Below are 22,078 nucleotides of genomic sequence, written 5' to 3'. Positions count from 1 at the left end.
TTGGAGGCGGGTCAGTGTCCGGCGGATGAGGGTGCTGCGGGCGGACCATCGGCGCGCGCGCGGATGATCCACGCGGCAACGATCGAGATGATGACCGCCATCGCGGTGGCAAAGTTCGCCAGGACCGGGACGAACGGGACGACGAGGAACACGATGACCGCGGCGACGATGGCGGCGATAACCGTGATGCGCACGTTCTTCATCGTGATGACGGCCTGTACTGTCACGGCGCCGAACACTGCCGGGAGGATGTAGAGCCGCGCGACGGCGATCAGGTCCGGCGGCAGGGCTCCCACGAGCAACGTGCCGAGGATGCCCACGAGGACCACGAGCGTAATGAGATGGATGAACACCGCGCCGATGATGGCGGCGCCTGCTATGAGTTCCGCACGCCGCGTGCCCGGTCTTTCGTCCAGGTCGGTCTGCGCGATGAGGGCCGCCGGGAGCAGCTTGTTCGCGATATTGCCGATCATGAACGCCTGGTACATCGCGGAGCGCCCGAGGATCGGATAGTACGCGATCGGCTCAACTATGGCGATGACGCCGAACGTCGCGATGACGATACCGACGGCTCGCCACAGATCCGTGCCGGTGATCCCCAGCCCGGTGCCGAATGCGGCGAAGAGGGCCGCGGCGAGGGAGACGAGGAAGCCGAGTGCCAGGGTGATGGGGCCCCAGATGGACGTGGTGCGGTCGAACTGTGCGAGCCCGGTGAGGGGCGCATTATTGGTCTGCGAGGACATGGCTCTTCCGGCCTCTCATCTGGCAGTCATGAAGTAGGCGACGGCGAGGGCCACGACGATCGCGAACCCGAGCCCCCACTCGTGCAGCCAGGACTTCTTGAGGTATTTGGCTCCGAGCAGGCACAGGCCCATCGTGGCAGCCGAGACAAGCAGAGTCGTCAGGTGGACCGGGGACTTCACGGTCTCGGTGAAGGCGAGCGTGAAGAACGCCGCGAGCAGGGCCGCCGCGGGCACGACGGTCATGACCGCCGGATTGATCCTGCGCAACGTCTGGTCGCCCTTGGACAAGATCGGGGTGAGGACGAGCGCCGTGATCATCCACACGAGTCCCCCGAGCGTCATCGCGGCGAACCCGATGGCGAAGATCTTCTGCGTGTAGGTGGGCCCGCCGAGTTGGGCACCTTGGGTGCCTGCGGCGAGGCCCGCGGCCGCGACGTCGAACGCCGCGGAACCCACCAGCCCGATGCGCGTCAGGACGGCCGGGGTGGCGAACAGCGGCAGGAGGGAGATCGCCACGAGCGCGACGGCGAGCGACGGGCCGATGGCCGCTACGGCGCCTGCACGAACGGCGCGGCTCACCTGCTGCTCGGTCAGGTCGGCCGAGGTGCCGGCCTTGCGGATGGCCCGGAGGTAGATGGCCGACTGCAGGATGATGACGGCGAACACGCATGCCGCCGCGACCCACAGCACCGGATGGAAGGCCACCGGCAAGATCTCAGTCGAATTCGGGTCTATGTCAGTAGGATGCATGGCGCTCCTTGGAATGTAATGACCAGAAACGGCGACTGTGAATCAATGAAGCACCTCAGAATGTCCGAAGGTCAACACTCCGCCGTAACTTTTGGGGCCTGCGCGCAGAAGGGGTCTCCGGCGGCATGACTTGGGCAGGGACAGCCGACCTGCGGCTCGGAAATTTGCCTGACGAGAGGGCGGCGGCCATGTGTGCGTCGCATGCGGCTTTCGCCTGGCCAAGGCTCATTCTGCGGTCTTGGCCTCCCCGGCCCGGACAGTGGCTGCGGCCAGAGTTTCCTGCGCCCGGCGCCGAAAGACGTTTCCGCTGAGTGGAGGAACCCTCTTCCGCGGCACGGCGAATCCTGTTCCACTGATGCACGCGATTCCTAACCACCGGCAACCACGTCATCGCAGAGGAGGCCATCGCGTATGAGCCGGGGCGCGTCCGGTCGCCGCCGCCGGCAGCCGGAATGTCCCTCGTCGGGGCCCCTGGCCGAGACCTGCCCCCGCTGTGCCCGGCACTACCGCCTGAAGCTGGAAGGACCAATGATGCTCCCTCTCCTGACCCTCCTTCAGTGGCAGAATCCTTGCGACCGGAGGACGCTGTGAGTGATCCTGCCGCCGGCGCCGGCGGCCCCGCCGGCGCCCGTTCGCTCAAGTTCTCGACCAATGGGATCCCCAGTGCCAACCGTATGGAGCTCTGGTCGATGCACAATGCGAAGGCCCTCATTGCCCTCGACATCCGTACGATGGACGAGTCCCCGCTCACTGCGACCGAGATCAACCTCCACTTCCCATCGATCCGACTGGCCCAGGTGCGCGGGAGCGCCCAGGTCATCGAGCGCAACGAGAAGTTCATCCGTAAGCACCCCATGGACGTCATCGGCGTCTTCTTTGCGCTCAAGGGCGAGGCGTTCTTCTACTACCCCGGCGGCTTCGAGACGTTGCGGCCGGGCCAGGCAGTCATTTACGACGCCGACCGGCCCTTCATGCGCGGATTCCACCGCGGAGTCGAGGAAATGGTCCTGACCATCCCGCGGGACGAGTACCTTGCCCTATCGGGAGGCAAACCGCTTGCGCGGCCCGTCGTCCTCGACTTCCACAAAGCAGGTCCCGAGAACCGGTACGTGCTCGCGCTGGCGCAGCTCGTCCGGGATGCCCTGGTGTCCCGGCCGTGGAGCGGGGCGGGAGCGGCTCCGTCGACGGCACCGGACCCGGCGGTGGTCGAGGCCTCGGCAGTCGAGCTCCTGCGCCTTCTCGTCGCCCCGAAGGGAGCGGGTATACCCGAGGGCTATGTGTCAGCCGCCAAGTGCTTCATCGACGACCACCTCGGCGATCCGAACCTGTGCCCCTCCCAAATTGCCGAAGCGGTCGGCATCAGCGAGCGGCACCTCACTCGTGTCTTCGCCGAGACCGGAGAGCCTCCCGGCACGTATGTCCTGGCTCGGCGGCTCGAGCGCGCTGCGGCTCTGCTCTCCGACCCGGCGGAGGGGGCAACGTCGATCGCCGTTATCGCAGCCCGCTGCGGATTCGCCTCGCAGGCCTACTTTGCCCGGGCCTTCAAAGCGCGTTTCGGCATGACCCCCCTCAACGCCCGTCGGGAAGCTCGCGCCGAAGGGCTGATTCCCCCGAACTGACCTCCGCTGCCTGGGCCAGGGCTGCAATCCCGCATTTCGGGCCCTTCCATGGACGAAGCCACGGTCGGTTTTTGTACTACACGGACACCTTTTTGCACTCTGCGGACGGATACCCCCATCTGACCACCCGCGCCCAATGTGACCTGCAACACTCATGGGCATCGGCAAAAAAGACCCACCCCACACAAGGAGATCTGCTCATGATCACCTCCGCCATCGAGCCTCGGGAGTTGCGGAACGCCTTCGGGCGCTTCGGCACAGGCGTCACGGTCGTCACCACCCACAACGCCGACGGTGAAGTCCACGGCGCCACCGTGAGCGCGTTCACCGCCGTCTCCCTGGACCCGCCGCTCGCGCAGGTCACCCTCATGCGCGAATCGAAGCTCGCCAACTACGTGGTGGGCCAACCGTTCGCGATCAACATCCTGAGCCTCGCGCAGCAGGACACCTGCCTCCACTTCGCCGGGCGTCCGATGAAGGGCGGCCCGGCCTGGGGCGAGAGCGTCACCGGCGTCCCCGTGCTTGCGGGTAACACCGCGACCCTCGAATGCCGGCCGTGGAACGTGTACGACGGGGGCGACCACCTCATCGTCATCGGCGAGGTCGCGGCGCTTGAGATCAACCCCGTGCCCCCGCTGCTGTTCTTCGGCGGCGCGTTCCATCACCTCGGCAGCCTCGTGGGAGGCGCTCCATGGGACTTCTGCGGCGACGGCCACGGTACCCACTTCACGTCCTTCCCCGAGTTCACCTCCGCGTGAGTATCCGCAAACAAAACCCAACCCACCCCAGGCCACGGCAATGCAGCCGTGGGGGCCGTTGAAAGGAAAGACAACTATGACAGAAACCCTCGACCAGCCCACCGCCGCCGAATGCGACATGAGCGCCCGCACGATGCCGGCGAACCCCCTCAAACCGCAGACGGGCGACGAGTACATCGAGTCGATCCGTGACGGCCGCGAGGTGTGGATCTACGGTGAACGGGTCAAGGACGTCACGACCCACCCCGCCTTCCGGAACTCGGTCCGCATGGTCGCCCGGCTCTACGACGGCTTCCACCGTGAGGAGACGGCGGGCAAGCTCCTCGTCCCGACCGATACGGGGTCGGGCGGCCTCACCCACCCGTTCTTCAAGGCCGCCCGCAGCGTCGAGGACCTGAAGGCCTCCCGGACCGCGATCGAGACCTGGGCCCGGATGTCCTACGGCTGGATGGGCCGCTCCCCGGACTATAAGGGTTCGTTCCTCGGAACGCTCGGCGGAATGCCGGAGTACTACGAGCCGTACTCGGACAACGCCATGCGCTGGTACAGCGAGTCGCAGGAGAAGGTCCTCTACTGGAACCACGCAATTGTCAACCCGCCCGTGGACCGCCACCTCCCGCCGGACCAGGCCGGCGACGTGTTCATGAAGGTCCAGAAGGAAACCGACGCCGGCCTCGTCGTCTCGGGTGCCAAGGTCGTTGCGACCGGCTCGGCGATCACGCAGTACAACTTCATCGCCCACTACGGCCTGCCGATCAAGCGCAAGGAGTTCGCGCTGATCTGCACCGTCCCGATGGACGCCCCCGGCGTGAAACTCATCTCCCGCGCCTCCTACTCGCACCAGGCCGCCGTCATGGGCACCCCGTTCGACTACCCGCTCTCCTCGCGCCTCGACGAGAACGACGCAGTGTTTGTTTTCGACAATGTCCTCATCCCGTGGGAGAACGTCTTCTCCTATGGGGACGTCGACAAAATGAACAACTTCACTCCGGCAACCGGCTTCCTCAACCGCTTCTCCTTCCAGGGTGTCATCCGTCTGGCGGTCAAGCTCGACTTCATCGCCGGTCTCCTCCTCAAAGCACTCGAGATCACGGGAACGAAGGACTACCGCGGCGTGCAGACACGCGCCGGGGAAGTGATTGCCTGGCGTAACATGTTCTACGCCCTGGCCGATGCGATGGCCCTCAACCCCAACGAGGGCCCCAACGGGACGGTCCTGCCGAGGGGCGACTATGCCATGGCCTACCGCGTGTTCATGTCGATCGGCTACCCGCGCATCAAGGAGATCATCGAGCAGGATGTCGCCTCGGGCCTCATCTACCTCAACTCGAGTGCGCACGACTTCAAGACCCCCGAGATCCGCCCGTACCTGGACAAGTACCTCCGCGGCTCCGAGGGCGTCCAGGCGGTGGACCGGGTGAAGCTGATGAAGCTCCTGTGGGATGCCATCGGTACCGAGTTCGGCGGCCGCCACGAGCTCTACGAGCGCAACTACGCCGGCAATCACGAAGGCGTCAAGCTTGAGACGCTGATTGTCGCCGAGGCGCAGGGCACGACGGCGGCCATGAAGGGCTTCGCGGACCAGTGTCTCGCCGAGTACGACCTCGACGGCTGGACCGTCCCCGACCTCATTAACAACGACGACGTGAGCATCTTCCTCAAGCGCTGACCCTGCCCACTGTGCCCCGGTTCGGCCCGCCTACGCCGGTCCGGGGCACAGTGGGCTCACTGAAGAGCCGCCACCAAAGGACGCCATGTCCCTGAAGTCCTCCCCGAAGCCCTCCCCGAAGCCCTCCGAGCTGCCGGCGCCGAGGGCTGGGAGAAAATCTACCCGTACTATCTGGTCTTCCAGGACAGGCTCAGGGAGGCCGAAGACGCCAAGTTCTGGTTTTGCGACAGCATTTACTGGCCCACCGTCTTCAGGCCCTTCGAAACCATCGGCGGCGAGTTCGCGGTCAAGTGCCTGGGCCAGTACAACGCCCGGCACCTGATGATCCCCAACGCCAACGGCATCGAGTTCCGCATCCACCTGGGCTACATCGCCTACCTGGACTTCTTCAACTTCTGCAAGGAAGTCTTCCCGAACATCGGACCAGCCGAACGCCATCATGGTGCAGGGCGTGGACATGGAGCCGTTCCGCCCCGACGAGGAGCTGATCGCGGAGAAGGAACGCATCGTCGAGGAATACCGGAACCTGCTCGAGGGCGAGACCCAGGCGCTCTTCGACGCCACGCGCACCCTCGCGGCCCTCGCCTACCCGTACGTCGAAAACCACAACTTCTACATCGAGCACTGGACCATGGGCGTCTTCTGGCGCAAGATCCGCAAACTGTCCCGGATGATGCACGCCGAGGGCTTCTGGACCGAACCCGACGACCTGCTCTACCTGAACCGCAACGAGGTCCGCGACGCACTCTTCGACCTGGCCACCGGCTGGGGCATCGGCACCAGGCCGATCGGCCCGACCTACTGGCCCGGGGAGATCGAACGCCGCCGCGGCATCGGGAATGCATGGTGATGCCGTCGAAGGCGTGGACGGCGATCCTCATTGTGGCCCGATTCCATCCCTGGACGTCGTTTGCGCCACTCACGATACCGGGTGCCGCCCCGGCAGGTTGGTGAGGGACAGGTAGTTCCTCATGACAAGGAGAACATCATGACCGCACCGCGCCGGGCCCTGATCGTCGTGGACGTGCAGCAGGAATACTTCGACGGGATCCTGCAGATCCAGCACCCCCGCGCGAGCAGTCGCTGGCCAACATCCTGCGCGCCCTGGATGTCGCCGGACGGCAGGACATGCCCGTGGTGGTGGTCCGGCACCAGCTGCCCGGGGCGCACCGGTCTTCGCGGCCGGCTCCGCCGGCTGGCAGCTGCATCCCGAGATCGAGAGGCGCGCCACCGGATCCTGGAAGCGGGTGGCCAAGGACAAGGCCAGCGTCTTCGCCGGCACCGACGTCGCGCGATGGCTGGCCGAGAAGCAGGTCGATACCATCACGATCGCCGGCTTCATGACCAACAACTGTGACCTGGCCACCGCCGCCGGGGCCGAAGAGCTCGGCCTGGCCGCCGAGATCCTCTCCGATGCCACCGGCGCCGTCCACCTGGCCAACGAGGCCGGCAAGGTGCCGGCCGGGCAGCTGCACCAGACCCTGCTGGTGCTGCTGCAGTCCAACTTCGCCGCCGCGGCCGACACCGATACGTGGGCCGCCGCCGTCGAATCCGGTAAGGCACTGCCCAGGAGCGGCCTCGGCACCTCCGCGGCCCGGGGCCGCGCCGCGTACCAGGGCAGCGAATCCCCGGCGACCGCCTAAGCCCCGGCCGCCGCGGCGCCGGGGACAATGCGCCGCGGCAAAAGGACGGCGGGCCTGCCGCAGCCATATCCGCTCTCAGTTCGTGTCCGCTGGGGCCCGCCTTGCCGCGGCCTTGGCCGGTGGTTGTCTCCTGTGCCTTGGCTGGGTGAACTTCGCGTTCAGCTTGGGATTGGAGGCCCGAAGGACCGGGTCTGGAAGAAGGTGCGGTAATTGCCTGTCCGCCCCCGGTCCTAGGAACTAGGGGCGGACAGGCCTTGGATCTGTCGCAGTTGTAGTTCTACTTCACCCCTGCCCGGGTCAGCGGTGCGGACGCCTGGCTCAGGCTAAGTCCCTTGGTCTCGGGCGCGAGCAGCTGGGCGGTGAGTCCGCCGAGGGCGCAGAATCCGGCCGCGATGAGCACGGTGGTGCCGGTGCCCAGGACCTCGACGGACAGGGGAAGAATGAAGGTTCCTGCCGCCCCGCCCACCCGGGAGAAAGCGGTGGCCAGGCCGACGCCGGCTCCCCGGATCTCGGTGGGGAAGATCTCGCCCGGGTAAACGCCGCAGAGGGAAGATGAAATGGCATTGGTGAAGGAGAAGGCCAGGAAGCAGGCCAGGATGATCATCGGCGAGACGTGGGCGAAGAGTCCAATGAGGATCAGAGCTGCCGCGCCGATCCACATCGGCGGGATGGCCAGCTTGCGGCGTCCGACCCGTTCGATGAGGAACATGGCGGCCACCGCCCCGGCCACGGCGACGCCGTTGAGCAGCAGCGCGCCTGCCAGGCCGTCCTGCACGCCCAGGCTCTCGAGCACGATCGGGGCGAAGGTGCCGATCGCATAGTACGGGGTGACATTGGCCGCCCAGTACACGCAGGCAAAGATCGTCGCTTTGCGGTACTGGGGCGAGAACAGCCGGCTGAAGCTTGTCGACTGACGCTTTTCGCCGGCCAGCTCCTCCACGTCGGCCTCTTCCATGTGCTCGTTGGCAATGGCGAGGCCTTCCTCGATGCGTCCCTTGCTGATCAGCCAGCGCGGGGACTCCGGGCTTCCGAGGCGGAGCAGGAAGACGATGAGCGAGGGGACCGTGCTCATGCCGAGGATAATGCGCCAATCGGCGTGGATGGCGGTGGAGAGGAAGTACCCAAGGGCGTAGGAGCCGAGGTAGCCCACGTACCAGGCGACCTCCTGGAAGGCCAGGAGCTTGCCCCGGAGCCGTGCCGGGGAGAACTCGGCCAGCAGCGGCCAGCCGATGGCGTAGTCGGCACCGATGGCCATGCCCATGAGCAGGCGGATGGCAAAGAGCTGCCACGGCTCGGCGACGAAGAACTGGGCGGCGGAGCCGACGAGGAAGATGGCCAGGTCGACGATGAACATCGGCTTGCGGCCGATCTTGTCCGCCAGATAGCCGCCGATGGGCCCGCCGAAAAAGATGCCGATCAGGGCCGAGGCGCCGATCAGGCCCTGCCAGGCGAAGGACAGGTCCAGGTCGGCCGTCAGCGCCGGCATGACGAGCCCGATGCCGCCGAGGATGAAGCCGTCGATGAACATGCCGCCGGCGATCACCGCACTGAGCTTGTACAGGAACCGCTTCTTTTGCGGATCCTGTGCGACCGACGATTGTGAAGACGGCGTTAGGGCCGGGGTAATAGATGTATTCACGGTGGACTTCCTTGTACTCGTGCTCGTCGAAGTGGGTATCGACGCCGCTGATGCTCGCGGCGGGAGAACAGGGGCGGGATAAGTGGACGCCTGGCACAGCTGATGCCAATAGCTTTTATGGTCAGGGTTTGACTCCTGCAGCCTGGCTGTCGCCACTTGGGGAGGGGGAGAAGGTTCCGACCGCAGGAAAGCGTTCATGTTTTGAACGTTGCGTTCGAAGATATGACGCCGGTCACACAAAGTCAAGCATTCGGTTTACCGTTGACAATTGCGGCCGTGACGCATAAATTGAACGTCACGTTCAAAAGTTCACTGCAGTCATCTCGATTATGCGACGGTGAGCCATCCCCTAAAGGGCTTCCACGGCTGCCCGGACACCTTGTTCAACGGGCGCTTTCAGGAATGGACACTCCACCAACATCAGCAGATACGAACAAAGGAATCCTGTGAGCACTACTACCAACGAAGGACCCGGCGTGGCCCTCGAAGCGAGCAACCAGGCATTGCCTGCGAGGATGGCGGCGGTGTTGCTCACCGGCCACGGCGGCCTGGAGAAGCTCGAGTACCGCACCGACGTGGCTGTCCCGGCCCCCGGTGAGGGCGAGGTCCTCATCGAGGTCGCCGCGGCGGGTATCAACAACACCGACATCAACACCAGGGTCGGCTGGTATTCCAAGGCCGTCGATGCCGGCACCAACGCCGGCGGCGCCGAGGGGTTCGCCGAGATCACCGACGCCGACGCGGCCTGGTCGGGCCAGGCCCTGACCTTCCCCCGGATCCAGGGCGCCGACGTCGCCGGGCGCATCGTGGCGGTCGGCGAGGGCGTTGCCCCTGAGCGGATCGGGGAGCGGGTCCTGGTGCGGACCATGCTGCGCAGCTACGTCGGATACCGTCCCTTCGAGTGCTGGACCCTGGGCAGCGAATGCGACGGCGGGTTCGCCCAGTTCGCCGTCGCACCCGCCCGGGAAACCTACGCGGTGCACTGCGACTGGAGCGATGCCGAGCTGGCCGCCGTCCCGTGCGCCTACTCCACGGCCGAAAACATGCTGCACCGCGCCGGTGTGGGCGCCGAGCGGGTCCTGATCACCGGGGCCTCGGGCGGCGTGGGCCTGGCCGCGGTGCAGCTGGCCAAGCGCCGCGGCGCCACCGTCATCGCCGTCTGCTCGCCCGCCAAGGCCGGGCAGGTCAGGGCCGAAGGCGCCGACCATACGATCGACCGGGGAGCAGACCTTGCGGCCGAACTCGGCCGCAACTCCATCGACGTGGTCATTGACATGGTCGGCGGACCCCAGGTGCCCCGGCTGCTCGAACTGCTGCGCCCGGGCGGCCGGTATGCCATCGCCGGCGCGATTTCCGGCCCCCTGGCCCAGATCGACCTGCGCACCATCTACCTCAAGGACCTGCAGCTGCTTGGCTGCACGTTCCAGGACGACGAGGTCTTCGAAAACCTCATCAAGTACATCGAGGCCAACGAAATCCGTCCCGTCGTCTCCAAGACCTATCCCCTGGCCGACATCGCCCGGGCCCAGGAAGACTTCCTGAGCAAGAAGCACACCGGCAAGCTCGTCCTCATCCCGCCGGCCGTGAACAGCACCAATGAAACGGAGACCGCACAGTGAAGATCACCCGCATCGACCTGTACCAGGTGGACCTGCCCTACTCCGGAGGGACCTACCACCTCTCCGGGGGACGCACCTACGAATCCTTCGATGCCTCGATCGTGAAAATCACCTGCGACGACGGCACCGAAGGATGGGGCGAAAGCACGCCCTTCGGCCCCACCTGGATTGCCGCGCACGCGCTCGGCGCCCGCGCCGGCATCGCGGAACTGGCCCCCGCGCTGCTGGGCCGCGATCCGCGCCAGGTGGATCGCATCAACGACCTCATGGACGCCACCCTCGTCGGCCACAACCACGCCAAAACCCCGCTGGACGTCGCCTGCTGGGACGCCTTCGGCAAGTCGGTCGGCCTGCCCGTCAGCGAGCTGCTGGGCGGTTCCACCGGCGTGCCCATGCCGATGATTTCCTCGATCTACGCGGGGGACCCCGAGGAAATGCGCCGCCGGGTCGCCGAGCACCGTGCCCGTGGCTACCGCGGCCACTCCGTCAAGATCGGGGCCACCGAGAGCGAGGGCGGACCGGCGCTGGACGCCGAGCGCATCGCCGCCAGTTTGGCCGACAAGCGCCCCGGCGAGTTCTTCATCGTCGACGCCAACGGCGGACTGCTGCCCGAAACCGCCCTGCGGATGGCGGCCATGCTGCCGCCGGGCCTGGACTTCGTCCTCGAGGCCCCCTGCGCCACCTGGCGGGAAACCCTCTCGCTCAGGAAGCGCTTCCCGTACCCCGTCTTCCTCGACGAACTCGTCGTGCAGGAGGAGGATGTTGCCTTCGCCGCCGCCCACGACGCGGCCGACGGCATCGGGCTGAAGATCTCCAAGTTCGGCGGGCTCACCCCCGGCCGGCGCGTCCGCGACATCGCCCGTGCCGCCGGCCTCACCGTCAGCGTCCAGGACACCGTCGGATCGACCATCGCCTTCGCCGCCATCGCCCAGCTCGGGGCCGCCGTGCCCGAACGGATGCTGCGCTGCATCCTCAACAGCGAGGACATGGTCACCCTCAAAACGGCCAGGTTCGACGTTCTCCGCGAAGCCGGCGGCATCCTCCTCCCCGACGCCCCGGGCCTGGGCATCGAGGTCAACGAGGACGTCCTCGGCGAGCCCGTCGCCGTCTGGGGCGCCTAGCCACCGGGCTGGCCCGCTTGTGTTCCCTCATCTGCATGAAAGGGGAACACAAGCGGTACCAAACCCAGGACGCGGGACTAAGTGAATAACGGCGAAAGCGCAGTCGGCGTAGATCACAGCCTGACCAGCTACGAAGATGCCGGCTTCAGCCGGTTCCTCCGCCCGGGCCTTCCTTTCCTCCGCCGGGCCCGACTTCGCGCGGCCGAACGTATGGCTGCTGCCAGTTCCCCTGGCGGGTGAATCGCGGCTCGTTCACAGCCTTTTCCCGATGGCATGCCGCATCACGGTCAACTGTCTGCGGTAAACGGAATCCTGTTAACCGTAGCCCGCTACACTGGGAGGAGCTCACGAGAGGTGGAGATACATGGCTTTGGCGCGCGGCGTCGCCCGTGCGGAGGCATTGGGCGAGCAGGTTGTGGCGGTGTTGCGGTCCGACATCCTAACAGGCGATCTTCCTCCCGGGGATCTGCTGGTCGAGGCCGCGCTCGCGGAATCCTTCGGGGTCAGCCGCGGTCCCGTCAGGGACGCTTTGCGCACGTTGTCTGGCGAGGGCCTGATCGCTCCATCCGGCAGGAGCTACCGGGTTGTTGGCCTGGACCAGCAGGACCTCCGCGACCTCTTCGCACTACGCGAGCTGCTCGAGGTCGCGGCCGCGCAGCAGTGTGCGGTATCGGATCCGGACGGGTTGCGCCAGGCGGCGGAAGCCGCCCTGGACGATATGCGAAGGGCGGACGAAGCTGGAGACACGGACGCGTTTGCCCGTGCAGACGTGGCGTTTCATTCTGCGTTTTTCACCTCCTGCGGCAACCGCCGGCTGTTGGCGGTGTGGGAGCAGCAGGTGCCGACCTTCACGGAGTTGTTCCGTTTGACCACAGCTTTGGACGAGCCCTTGTCGCGCTCGGTGGAGTGGCATCGTCTGATGCTTGACACGGTCTATGCCGGAGATCCGGATTCCATCGCAGCCGAGGTCCGGAAGCTCGTCGTGGGCGGCGAGGAACAGATCATCGCCGCCCAGCGTAAGCTGCTCGAACAACGGGGCGCTCCAACCTCCCAGACCGCCCGGTCATAGGATTCCGTTAAAGTCGGTCCCTGAATCAGTGATGGCGTCGAATCTGCGGCGTGTGTAGTCAGCGTCGATCGCGGTTCCCCTGGCCCGCGAAATCACGGTGGAAAGCAAACTGGAACTCGACTATGTCCGGACCGAGTTGTCGAAAGTCAAATGCCTCCCGGCCATTTTTGATTGGCCGCTAACTGTGACTATGTCCGGACCGGCCCGGACACAACCGTGGGCTTTAGGCTTCCGCCCGAGGTGTCCCCCCAAGACCCGGGTTCCGGGACAGTAGAGCCTTGTGGATATCACTTGCTCGTGGCGCGGGGATCATTCGCTATTGCCCGGGGCCAAGGCCAAAACATCCAACGTACTCGTCCGGGTAGTCGACCAGCCGGAGAGTTGCCGCAGTTTTTCGAGCAGGCCAACTGCAATCCCGCAACTGTCCGCGGAGCCTGTGGGCGTAGCCGGGATCCAAGCGGGCCGGGCCGAGGGCCGATTCCGCATTGGTTGTCCGCTTTCCCGGGCGGTCGAGCACCTGGCCGGCGAAATAGCCCGTTTCGCCGCAGGTGTAGGCGTTTTGACGCTGAGCATGCGGATGCCGTCCGTGCGGGCTGCCGTCACCAGCCTCGGCGCGGGTTTCCCGCGGCCTGTCGATTCCCTGGCCCCGGAATGGGGACCCGTGCAGTGCGATCGACAGGGTGCGCCGGAGGCCGGAGCGAAGACTAGCCGGCGACGATGAGGTGCCAGGGGGGAGCGGCGAGGGCCGCAACCGGGACGGGCACCGAGTCCAGACCTGTTCGCGGACCCTCGAAGCGGGTGCCGGGGGCAAACCGCGCGCTGTTGGAAGCGACCACCTTGCCGGTTTCGGTGATGAGGGCGACGTGTTCATTCCGGCGGCCAAGGTTGCGCAGGAAAGCGCGCTCGATGAAGTCCATCGAGAGATCGGCCCCTGCCACGGCCGCCGTACGCGCTCCGTGCAGTACCGGCCTCGAGGCGGTGACGACTTTCATGTCGAAGGCGCCGCCGAAGTCTATGTACGGGCCGGTGAGTTCGGGGCGGCCGGACGCCAGGGGGCGCTCGAACCAGGTCATTTCGGTGTAGTCGTAGTAGTTGACCGAGGCCGGGTTGAGATTGTGGGGGATGAACACCAGTTGCCCCCCGATATAGCTCCACCATTGGTGCCAGGTTTCAGCGTCCTTGAGCAGCCCAGGGGTGACCGAAACTCCGGCACTGTCGACAAGGCCGCCCTGTTCCATGACGATGCCCTGGACGACCGGCTTCAGGGACTCCAGCATGCTTCGTGACGTTCCCGAATCGGTAAGAATCCTCGTGGTCTCTTCGGCCAGCACCGCCAGGTCGGCGAAGACCCTTTCGAGGTGCTGGCCAAGAGCCTCGGCGGTCGAATGCAGGACCTCCTCGAGGGACTTCATCGCGGATCCGCCAAGTCCGAGGTCAGGAGAGCCAGATGTTGGTCGATAATGAGGGCGCCTTCCTGTTCGAAATGGGCGATCGCGATGTCCTCGGCCGCGCCCGGGTCTCCCTGCTCGATCTTGCCGAGGAGTGCTTCATGCCCCTGTACGGCGTTCGTGTGCTCGTGCACCCATGCCTCGCCCCACGTCAAGGGGGACAGTTCGGCCTGGACCTGGATGAGAAGCGTGGTCAGGCGGCGGGACTGCGCTGCCACGCCGAGTCCGATGTGCAGCCGGGCATCCGTCTGGCGAAGCATGTGCGGCTCCGAGCTTGAAGCGAACCGCTGGGCGAGGCTCTTCAGGCGCCGGAGGTCCTGCTCGTCGGCGCGTCGGGATGCCAGCCGTGCTGCGGAGCCTGCGGTTGAGGCCGCCAGGTCGATGAGGTCCCGCAGGTCGTCGCTCTTGTATCTGCGCAGTTCGCGCGCGATGTCCGTCTCGCGTACCGGGGGCGTTCCTGTGACATAGCTTCCGCCTCCCCGCCCCCGGCGCGTCTCGAGGAGTCCCTTGCTCCGGAGAACAGCCAGGGACTGCCGGAGGGTGAGGGGGGAGACGCCCATACGGTCGGCCATTAACTGTTCCGGAGGCAGCCGCTCGCCAGGGTTGAGCAGGCCCAGGCCGATGGCGGTCTCAAGTTGCTGGGTTACCTGCTCGGCGCGGCCGGATGCTTCCGGTCCCTGAGCCCGGACCTGTGCCGCCATATCGAGGGCACGGAGGGATACTGATCCACCGACATCTCCCACCGTTGTTGCCATGGAATCCGGCCACTCCTCGATAGCGCACTACGCCTGGAATTATAGACTATGAGAGTAAATTCTAAATTATAAGACCTGCTTCCTCCAGGGCATGGCCGCATGCGGGGCGGACGCGGGCTGCCTGGTGATTCATGCCTCCCGTCCGCCGGCTGCTCCGGCGGGGTTCCCGCCGCACCAGCCGCCGGGTTTTCAATTCCGGCCGGTCCAACCACGTCGGCGAAAGACCGGCCCCGGGGCCGGCCGTGAACCGCCGGCAAACCGGGGGCCTCGATGACGTAAACATTTAAAGTTAAATTCTATTGCCTAACACCGGCCGTTCCCTTTACAGTGGAGGAAGCCACAGGAGTGTTCCACGTCACATCCGAGGCGCCCAATGACATGCATGACCCACGGAGGTTGACGATGAATCCCTTGTCCCTGACAGGCCAGGTGGCCTTGGTTACAGGTGCCGGTCACGGAATCGGCCGTGCCAGCGCCTTGGCTCTCGCCCAGGCAGGCGCCCTGGTGGTGGCATCCGACGTCGATTTCGGGCGGGCTGCCGAAACCGAGCAGCTGATCAAGAGCGCCGGCCATAACGGCGTTGCCGCCATGGCCGACGTGACGGATGAAAAGGCGATGCTCGCGGTGGTCGATGACATCGTCCGCACGCACGGCCGGCTGGACGTCGTCCACGCCAACGCCGGCGTGCTCATGGCCGGAACCGCACTGACCCAGACCCTTGACGAGTGGGATAAGACGTATGCGGTCAACGTCCGCGGCACGTTCCTCACGGCGCGCGCGGTACTCCCGCAGATGATCAAGCAAAAATCGGGCGCGATCATCATCACGGCGTCCGTCTCCGGGCTGATCGGGGAGCCGGACCTTGTCGCCTATAACTCCTCCAAAGGCGCCTTGGTGAACCTCACGCGGCAGCTTGCGATCGAGTACGCCGGGCATGGAATCCGCGTCAACGGCATCTGCCCCGGCTGGATTGAGACCGGATTCAACGATCCCGTGCTCGGCCATCTGGACACCGAGGATCTGGAACAGCTCGTCGGACGGCAGGTACCCCTGGGCCGCCAGGGGACGCCGGACGACATCGCCCCCTCGGTGGTGTTTCTCGCGTCGGACTGGGCCCGGTACATCACCGGACAGCTGCTTCCGATCGACGGGGGACTGACGTCAATGTAACCGCCCGGCTTTGCGGGCGCCGATCATCCGCAGCATTCACGGAACCGGCCGCAAAAAGCGGCGTGGTCAAGCTCTTCCCTCATGACAACCGGCTCAACACCCCAAGGACTCCGTTCCATGTCTGTCTCCCAATCACAGCGCTCCGACGAGGAAATCCTCGCCAATCTGGGCTACAAGCCCGAGCTGAAGCGATCCTGGTCCGGCTTTTCCAACTTCGCCATCTCCTTCTCGGTCATCTCCATCCTCAGCGGTCCCTTCATCAGCTTCTTTATCGGATGGAACAACGGCGGTCCCATGGCCATCAGCTGGGGCTGGCCGGTGGTGTGCGCGCTGATCCTCGTGGTCGGCCTGTGCATGGGCGAACTCGTCTCGGCGATGCCCACCTCCGGCGGCATGTACTACTGGGCGGCCAAGCTGGGCAGTCTCCGGTCCAGCTACTTCACCGGCTGGCTGGACTTCCTCGGGCTGCTGGCCATTGTCGCCGCGGTCTCCTACGGCTGCGCGACCTTCATCGACCTGACCCTGTCCTCGTTCAGCCAAACCTGGGCCGACGGCTACTCGCTGACCCGGGTGTTCCTGATCTTCATCGGAGTGCTGGTCGTCGTCACGCTCCTCTCGATCTTCTCCAGCCACCTGCTGGCAATCTTCAACAACATCTCGGTGTGGTGGCACGTCATCGGCACGGTCGCCATCATCGCCATCATCATTTTCGTGCCGGAACGCCACGCCAGCATCGCGGACGTGTTCACCCAGCGGATCAACAACACCGGCATGTTCGACGGCGCCACCACCGGACTCGGGTTCCTTTTCCTCGTGCTGCCGCTGGCCGTGATCCTGCCCCAGTTCACCGTTACGGGGTACGACGCCTCCTGCCACATGTCCGAAGAGACCAAGGGGGCCTCCAATTCGGCCGCCAACGGCATCTGGCAGGCCATCCTCTATTCGGCGATCGGTGGCTGGATCCTGCTGCTGGGCATCCTGTTCGCCGTGCAGGACGCCGACGCCGTCAGCGCCAGCGGCGGCAGCGTAGTCACCGTGCTGAACCAGGCACTCAGCGGCCCCTGGGTCAGCGCCGTGCTGGTGATTTCCACCGTGGGACAGTGTTTTTGCGCGATGGCCTGCATGACCTCCACCACCCGGATGCTGTTCGCCTTCAGCCGGGACGGCGCGGTTCCCGGGGCCCGCTTCTGGACCCGCCTGAACAAGAGCGGGGTGCCGCTGTACAGCGTGGCCCTGGTTGCCGCCCTGGCGATCATCCTGACCCTGCCGGCCCTGGTGGAAGTGGACATCAACGGCGCTCCCGTACCGGTGGCGTTCAACGCCGTCGTCTCCATCGGCGTGGTGGGGCTGTACCTGGCCTTCGCCATCCCGATCTTCCAGCGCCTGCGCAAGGGCTCGGCCTTCGAGTCCGGCACCTGGACCCTCGGCCGCCACTACAAGTGGCTAAACCTCGTCGCCGTCATCGAGATTGCGATCACCACCGTGATCGCGATCCTGCCGACCTCCCCGGGCGGGGTCCCGTGGAACCCCGAGTTCGAGTGGAAGTACGTGAACTACACGCCCCTGGTGGTCGGCGGCACCCTGCTGGCGCTGTGGCTGGCCTGGCAGATCCGGGCCAGGAACACCTACACCGGTCCCCGCCACACCGTGGACCTGCCCCCGGGACTGACCTCGGCGGACGAGCTGGAAATCGAGTACGAGCAGCACCACCCCGGCCACCATCACCACCATGCGCCGCACGGACAGGGCGAGCAGGACCGGTCCAACAGCGCCAGCCCCGGAGCCTGAGCCCAGGTACCGGGTCGGCGGACGTGCCACCGCTGGCTGTCCCGGCCGGGGCAGCCAGCGGTGGCACGCCCGGCACGAGACCTTCCCGGGCCGGGCGCAATGGACGCAGGGACCGGGCTGGACGGCAGGAAGGCGTACATTGCTTTTCCTTTGGTGCGGTGTGCGCCCGGGACCCGTGGCCCCGGGCGCACACCGCACCGTGGCGCAGCCGTGGCCCCGGGGCTATGCGGCGGTAATGCGTACCGGCAGCGACTCGAAGCCGCGCAGGACATTGTGCAGGATCGGCACCGGCGCGCCGTCGGGCTCGATGGTGGCCACGCGTTCGAGCAGCTGCTGCAGGATGATCTCCATTTCCAGGCGGGCGATCGGCTGGCCGACGCACTGGTGCAGGCCCATGCCGAAGGCCACGTGCCCGGAGGCGCTGCGGTCGAGGTTGAAGTCGTCGGCGTTGTCCCCCCACTTGCGCGGGTCGCGGTTGGCGGCGCCGATGAACACCAGCACCTTGGCTCCGGCGGGGATCTTCACCCCGCCCAGTTCGGTGTCCACCGCGACGGTGCGGTGGAACTTCTGGAACGGCGATTCCACGCGCAGCGCCTCGTCGACGGCGAACCTGGCCATCTTCGGATTCTGGCGCAGGCGTGCCCACGCCTCGGGGTAGCGTGCCAGCACCGAAAGCGTGTTGCCGATGCCGAAGATGGTGGTGTCCACGCCGGCCGAAAGCAGTGCGCGGACCAGCAGGGTGGCCTGCTGTTCGGTAATCAGCCCGTCCCCGACCCGGTCCCAGATGCGGGCGCCGAAGCCGGTGTCGTTGAGGTTCTCCCGCTCGCAGTTGCGCATCACGGCCGCGGCGTGTTCGTCGCCGTGGGCGAAGGCCTGCTGGAAGATGTAGTTTTCCGGTCCGAAGGCGTTGAAGACCATGTTGCCGTAGGGCAGCAGGTGCTCCCGGCCTTCGTCGGGGATGCCGACGGCGTCGGGAAAGACCCGCAGCGGGTACTTTTCGGCCAGGTCGGTGACGGCGTCGAAGCGGTCGCGGCGGGCCAGCTCCTCGGTCAGCTCGACCGCCGGCGGCGTGAAGGGCCCCCGAAGCGCCCGGACCGTGCCGGGGTTGATCACGCCGGTCAGGGCGCGGCGCATCACGGTGTGGACGGGCGGGTCCGATTCCAGGATGCTGGGCGGACGCCAGCCGGAATCCTTGCGGATGTCCCGTGGGCCGAGGCCGCCGGAGGAGATGTAGGTTTCGAAGTCGGTCAGGACCTCGTAGACCTCCTGGTATCCGGCGACGGCATAGCTGCCGGTGTGCTCGAGGTAGGAGACCGGGCCGGCGTCGCGGAGCCGGGTGAGGAAGGGGTAGGGGTTGAGGATGTTTGCGGTATCGAAGGGATCGTCGGCCAGGACGGCGGGTTCGTGGATCATGGCAGTCATGGTGCTCCTGAAACGCTTGGGAAGGGAATAGCGGCTAGAGGTCGAGGACAAGCCGCGGGCAGCCGGCGGCGGCGCGGGAGACGCAGACCAGCATGACCTCGCCGGCCTCGCGGTCCTCCGCGGTCAGGACGGCGTCGCGGTGCTCCGGTTCCCCGGAGATGATCTGCGTCTCGCAGGTGCCGCACAGCCCGCCGCGGCAGGAGGAGAGCACGCGGACGCCCACCTCCTCGACGGCCTCGAGGATGCTCTTGTCGGTCGGCACGGTCACCGTGGTGCCGGTGCGGGCCAGTTCCACCTCGAACGCCTCGCTGGCCGCGCCCGCCCCGAGGGCCGAGGCGACGAAACGCTCGGTGTGCAGGGCGCCGGGAGGCCAGCCCATGCAGCGCTCCTCGACCGCGCCGAGCATGCCGGAGGGGCCGCAGGCGTAGACGAGCATGTGGGCGCGGGGCAGCCCGAGGATGGCGTCGAGGTCCATGCGCCCGGACTCGTCCTCGGCAATGATCTGGATCCGTTCCGCCCCGTAGCGCTCCAGGAGCCGGTCCGCGAAGGCCATGGTTCCCCGGCTGCGCCCGCCGTAGACCAGCCTCCAGTCCTTGCCGGCCCGGTCGGCGGCCTCGATCATGGGGATCAGCGGCGTGATGCCGATGCCGCCGGCCATGAAGAGGTAGCGGCGGGAATCGAGCATCGGGAAGTTGTTGCGCGGCGCCGAAATGGTCAGCGGGCTGCCGGGGGCCAGCTCGTGGACCGCCTGCGACCCGCCCCGCGAGTCGGGCACCCGGAGCACGCCGATCCGCAGGTGGTCCAGCTCCCCGGGCGAGGAGCACAGCGAGTACTGGCGGACCAGGCCCTCGCCGAGGTGGACGTCGATGTGCGCCCCCGGCTGCCACGGCTGGAACGGCTCGCCGTCCAGGCGCCGCAGGACCAGGGACACAACCTGGTCCGCAACGGTTTCCACCTGGTCGATGACGACGTCGATGGTCGCCAGTGCCGTTTCGGTCGTCGCTGCTGCCGTTGCGGTCATCGGTACTCACTTCCTTGCGGTGTATGCCGGCGGTGTTGTGCCGGCGGAAAACTCGAGGGGATAAGGGGCGGGCGCACCCCTTCGGGGGTCAGGCCTCCAGGCCCAGCCGCCTGCGGTCGCGCTGCTGGTTGATGAAGAGCATGGAGAGGATGCCCACGCCGAGCATCATCGCGCCGGTGAGCACGAAGGCGTGCTCGTAGCCGGCGGCGGCGCTGGAGGCCGCGCCGATCAGGACGCCGACCACGGCCGGGGCCAGCAGGCCGCCGCTGGTGAGGATGGCGTTGCCGATCTGCAGCATGGCGCCGCGCTGGCCGATGGTGGTCGTTTCGGCCACCACCAGGTAGGTGAGCGCGAAGATTGCCGGGGCGGTGCCGAAGCCGAACATGAAGCACACGATCGCCAGCCACGGCTGGTCGGCCATGGTTCCGGCCAGCACCATCGCGCCGGAGAACAGGGCGGCGGAGCCGAGCACCAGGCCGCGGGAGTAGCGGGTGCGGATGCCGCGGGCGCCGAGCACCTGGGTCAGCCAGCTCAGGCCGACGGTGGCCACGGCCCCCCAGACCGCCGGGAGGGCAATCAGCGAGCCGCCCTGCTGCGTGCTCATGCCCATTACCTTCTCGAAATAGGCCGGCAGCCAGGTCATTGCGACCGTGAAGGTCCAGTAGGCCAGGAACGCGGCGAGCACGGACAGCAGCCAGCTGGGCGTGGCGAAGGAGCGCCAGTAGGAGACCTTCCGGTCGGCCACGGCCAGGGTGTGCTCGTCGGCGTCCCCGGCGTCGGCGGTGCCCTCGATCTGCCGCTCGGCGCGCATCGAGGTGTACGGGCCCTCCTTGCCGACGAAGAACCAGGCCGCGGCCCAGACCGCGCCGATGAGCCCGAGGAAGATGAAGGTGGACTTCCAACCGAACTCGGCGGCGACCCAGGCCAGCACCGGGGCGAAGACGACGATGCCCAGGGTCACGCCGGCGGAGGCCAGGGCGGCGGGGGTGGCTCCCTTGCTGCTGGGGAACCACTTGTAGACCGCGTGCATGGTGATCGGTGCCAGCGGCCCCTCTCCGGCACCCAGCAGCAGGCGGCTGAACCAGAGGGCCGGCAGGGAGGCGAAGACGAAGACCGGGACCTGCGCGATGGACCAGACCAGGCACAGCACCAGCAGGATCCACTTGGAGCTGATCCGATTGGCGATCGGGGCGGCGACCAGCTGGGCCACGCCGAAGAGCACGAAGACCGCGCTGCCCAGCAGGCCGAACTGCTCGGGGGTGATGCCCAGTTCCCGCATGAGCGGGACTGCAACAATGCCGAGGATGGCCTTGTCCGCCCAGCTGATCATCATCAGGACCAGCAGGAAGACGGTAATGGTCCAGCCGCGCCGGGAGCGGCGCCTGGCATCCCAGTGCGCCGGGTCGGCGCGGTCCACGGCGGCCTCCGGGGCATGGTGGGGGGTTTGGATAGCCATAAGAAATCCTGTCTGACGCGACGGCGGTCACCGCCGGCTGTGACGTGAAATACGTGCCTTCGATGCTAGGTGTCCTGTGCCACAGCAAAGGCCTTCCTTTCCATCCAACGGAAAGATTGGCCGAAGCGCCCGCTCGGGCCGGGCCTGTGCCCGGGTCAGCCTTCGGTGCCGAGCCGCCGGGCGATGCCGCGGGCCGCGATCTTCAGCACCGGGACCACGGCCCCGAGGGAGGCCGGGCGTCCGCGGGTGACGACGCCGAGCGCCGCGGCCAGCTGGTGGTTCGGCAGGAGCACCGGCACCGCGAGGCCGAAGTTGTCCGGCCCCGCCTCCTCCCGGGTGGTCGCATACCCCTGTGCCCGCACGCGCTCGACCTCGGCGGCCAGTGCCG

Annotated in this window: 20 protein-coding genes; 10 read left to right on the top strand and 10 right to left on the bottom strand. The window is 66.7% G+C overall.

Translation table 11 applies throughout. From position 1 onward, the window contains the following. Nucleotides 1-11 precede the first annotated feature (11 nt). Both ACFQ36_RS06975 and ACFQ36_RS06970 read right to left on the bottom strand, forming a co-directional pair. On the bottom strand, nt 12-743 hold the full coding sequence (locus ACFQ36_RS06975; RefSeq protein WP_377011980.1) for a hypothetical protein: 732 nt from the start codon (nt 741-743) through the stop codon (nt 12-14). Nucleotides 744-758: 15 nt separating this feature from the next. Further along, nucleotides 759-1,493 (bottom strand): DUF5058 family protein, encoded by a 735-nt coding sequence (locus ACFQ36_RS06970; protein ID WP_377011978.1) that lies wholly within the window; start codon nt 1,491-1,493, stop codon nt 759-761. A 587-nt stretch (nt 1,494-2,080) separates the two neighbouring features. On the opposite strand from ACFQ36_RS06970, the gene ACFQ36_RS06965 reads away from it, so the two are divergent. The 3 genes from ACFQ36_RS06965 (at nt 2,081) to ACFQ36_RS06955 (ending at nt 5,539) form a co-directional block, all read left to right on the top strand. Continuing rightward, nucleotides 2,081-3,112 (top strand): helix-turn-helix domain-containing protein, encoded by a 1,032-nt coding sequence (locus ACFQ36_RS06965; RefSeq protein WP_377011976.1) that lies wholly within the window; start codon nt 2,081-2,083, stop codon nt 3,110-3,112. 200 nt (nt 3,113-3,312) lie between these two features. Then, nucleotides 3,313-3,870, top strand: a complete 558-nt coding sequence (locus ACFQ36_RS06960) for a flavin reductase family protein (RefSeq protein ID WP_377011975.1) — start codon at nt 3,313-3,315, stop codon at nt 3,868-3,870. Nucleotides 3,871-3,946: 76 nt separating this feature from the next. Continuing rightward, entirely contained in the window at nt 3,947-5,539 is a 1,593-nt protein-coding gene (locus ACFQ36_RS06955) for a 4-hydroxyphenylacetate 3-hydroxylase family protein (RefSeq protein ID WP_377011972.1), read from the top strand. A 30-nt stretch (nt 5,540-5,569) separates the two neighbouring features. On the opposite strand, the gene ACFQ36_RS06950 is transcribed toward ACFQ36_RS06955, so the two are convergent. Further along, the gene (locus ACFQ36_RS06950) at nt 5,570-5,998 is read right to left on the bottom strand and encodes a hypothetical protein (RefSeq protein ID WP_377011970.1); all 429 of its coding nucleotides are present in this window, start codon (nt 5,996-5,998) and stop codon (nt 5,570-5,572) included. Between ACFQ36_RS06950 and ACFQ36_RS06945 the strand changes: the two genes are divergently transcribed. Further along, nucleotides 5,991-6,389 (top strand): hypothetical protein, encoded by a 399-nt coding sequence (locus ACFQ36_RS06945; protein ID WP_377011968.1) that lies wholly within the window; start codon nt 5,991-5,993, stop codon nt 6,387-6,389. The two genes, ACFQ36_RS06950 and ACFQ36_RS06945, sit on opposite strands and share 8 nt — an antisense overlap. Nucleotides 6,390-6,741: 352 nt before the next feature. Continuing rightward, complete coding sequence (locus ACFQ36_RS06940) at nt 6,742-7,182, top strand: isochorismatase family protein (protein ID WP_377011990.1); 441 nt, start codon at nt 6,742-6,744, stop codon at nt 7,180-7,182. A gap of 277 nt (nt 7,183-7,459) precedes the next feature. Here the strand turns inward: ACFQ36_RS06940 and ACFQ36_RS06935 are convergent, their stop codons facing one another. Beyond that, entirely contained in the window at nt 7,460-8,821 is a 1,362-nt protein-coding gene (locus ACFQ36_RS06935) for an MFS transporter (protein WP_377011966.1), read from the bottom strand. Nucleotides 8,822-9,267: 446 nt separating this feature from the next. On the opposite strand from ACFQ36_RS06935, the gene ACFQ36_RS06930 reads away from it, so the two are divergent. The 3 genes from ACFQ36_RS06930 to ACFQ36_RS06920 all read left to right on the top strand — a co-directional run bounded on the left by ACFQ36_RS06930 (nt 9,268) and on the right by ACFQ36_RS06920 (nt 12,630). Further along, nucleotides 9,268-10,440, top strand: coding sequence for an alcohol dehydrogenase family protein (locus ACFQ36_RS06930; RefSeq protein WP_377011965.1), 1,173 nt, complete (start codon nt 9,268-9,270; stop codon nt 10,438-10,440). Continuing rightward, the gene (locus ACFQ36_RS06925) at nt 10,437-11,561 is read left to right on the top strand and encodes a mandelate racemase/muconate lactonizing enzyme family protein (RefSeq protein ID WP_377011963.1); all 1,125 of its coding nucleotides are present in this window, start codon (nt 10,437-10,439) and stop codon (nt 11,559-11,561) included. Before ACFQ36_RS06930 ends, ACFQ36_RS06925 begins: the two co-directional genes overlap by 4 nt. A gap of 364 nt (nt 11,562-11,925) precedes the next feature. Continuing rightward, a complete protein-coding gene (locus ACFQ36_RS06920) occupies nt 11,926-12,630 on the top strand; it encodes a GntR family transcriptional regulator (RefSeq protein WP_377011961.1) in 705 nt (234 codons plus the stop codon). Nucleotides 12,631-13,334: 704 nt separating this feature from the next. On the opposite strand, the gene ACFQ36_RS06915 is transcribed toward ACFQ36_RS06920, so the two are convergent. Together ACFQ36_RS06915 and ACFQ36_RS06910 are read right to left on the bottom strand one after the other, a co-directional pair. After that, the gene (locus ACFQ36_RS06915) at nt 13,335-14,042 is read right to left on the bottom strand and encodes a cache domain-containing protein (protein WP_377011959.1); all 708 of its coding nucleotides are present in this window, start codon (nt 14,040-14,042) and stop codon (nt 13,335-13,337) included. Then, complete coding sequence (locus ACFQ36_RS06910; protein WP_377011958.1) at nt 14,039-14,833, bottom strand: FadR/GntR family transcriptional regulator; 795 nt, start codon at nt 14,831-14,833, stop codon at nt 14,039-14,041. The genes ACFQ36_RS06915 and ACFQ36_RS06910 overlap by 4 nt, the downstream gene beginning before the upstream one ends. 402 nt (nt 14,834-15,235) lie before the next feature. Between ACFQ36_RS06910 and ACFQ36_RS06905 the strand changes: the two genes are divergently transcribed. Beyond that, the gene (locus tag ACFQ36_RS06905; RefSeq protein ID WP_377011956.1) at nt 15,236-16,003 is read left to right on the top strand and encodes an SDR family NAD(P)-dependent oxidoreductase; all 768 of its coding nucleotides are present in this window, start codon (nt 15,236-15,238) and stop codon (nt 16,001-16,003) included. A gap of 117 nt (nt 16,004-16,120) precedes the next feature. Next, nucleotides 16,121-17,791 carry an amino acid permease gene (locus ACFQ36_RS06900; protein WP_377011954.1) on the top strand — a complete coding sequence of 557 codons (1,671 nt, stop codon included), beginning with the start codon at nt 16,121-16,123 and terminating at the stop codon, nt 17,789-17,791. A gap of 222 nt (nt 17,792-18,013) precedes the next feature. Here the strand turns inward: ACFQ36_RS06900 and ACFQ36_RS06895 are convergent, their stop codons facing one another. The 4 genes from ACFQ36_RS06895 to ACFQ36_RS06880 form a co-directional block, all read right to left on the bottom strand. Beyond that, nucleotides 18,014-19,213, bottom strand: coding sequence for a cytochrome P450 (locus tag ACFQ36_RS06895; protein ID WP_377011951.1), 1,200 nt, complete (start codon nt 19,211-19,213; stop codon nt 18,014-18,016). 34 nt (nt 19,214-19,247) lie between these two features. Next, the gene (locus ACFQ36_RS06890) at nt 19,248-20,234 is read right to left on the bottom strand and encodes a PDR/VanB family oxidoreductase (protein ID WP_377011949.1); all 987 of its coding nucleotides are present in this window, start codon (nt 20,232-20,234) and stop codon (nt 19,248-19,250) included. A gap of 88 nt (nt 20,235-20,322) precedes the next feature. Beyond that, the gene (locus ACFQ36_RS06885) at nt 20,323-21,690 is read right to left on the bottom strand and encodes an MFS transporter (protein WP_377011947.1); all 1,368 of its coding nucleotides are present in this window, start codon (nt 21,688-21,690) and stop codon (nt 20,323-20,325) included. Between the two features lie 155 nt (nt 21,691-21,845). Further along, a partial coding sequence (locus ACFQ36_RS06880) for an IclR family transcriptional regulator C-terminal domain-containing protein (RefSeq protein WP_377011946.1) occupies nt 21,846-22,078 on the bottom strand: 233 nt, incomplete at its 5' end.

The sequence above is a fragment of the Arthrobacter sp. GCM10027362 genome (assembly GCF_042679445.1).
GTDB lineage: Bacteria > Actinomycetota > Actinomycetes > Actinomycetales > Micrococcaceae > Crystallibacter.
Note: the sequence above shows the minus strand (reverse complement) of the source record. Positions and strands in the feature narration are given on the sequence as shown.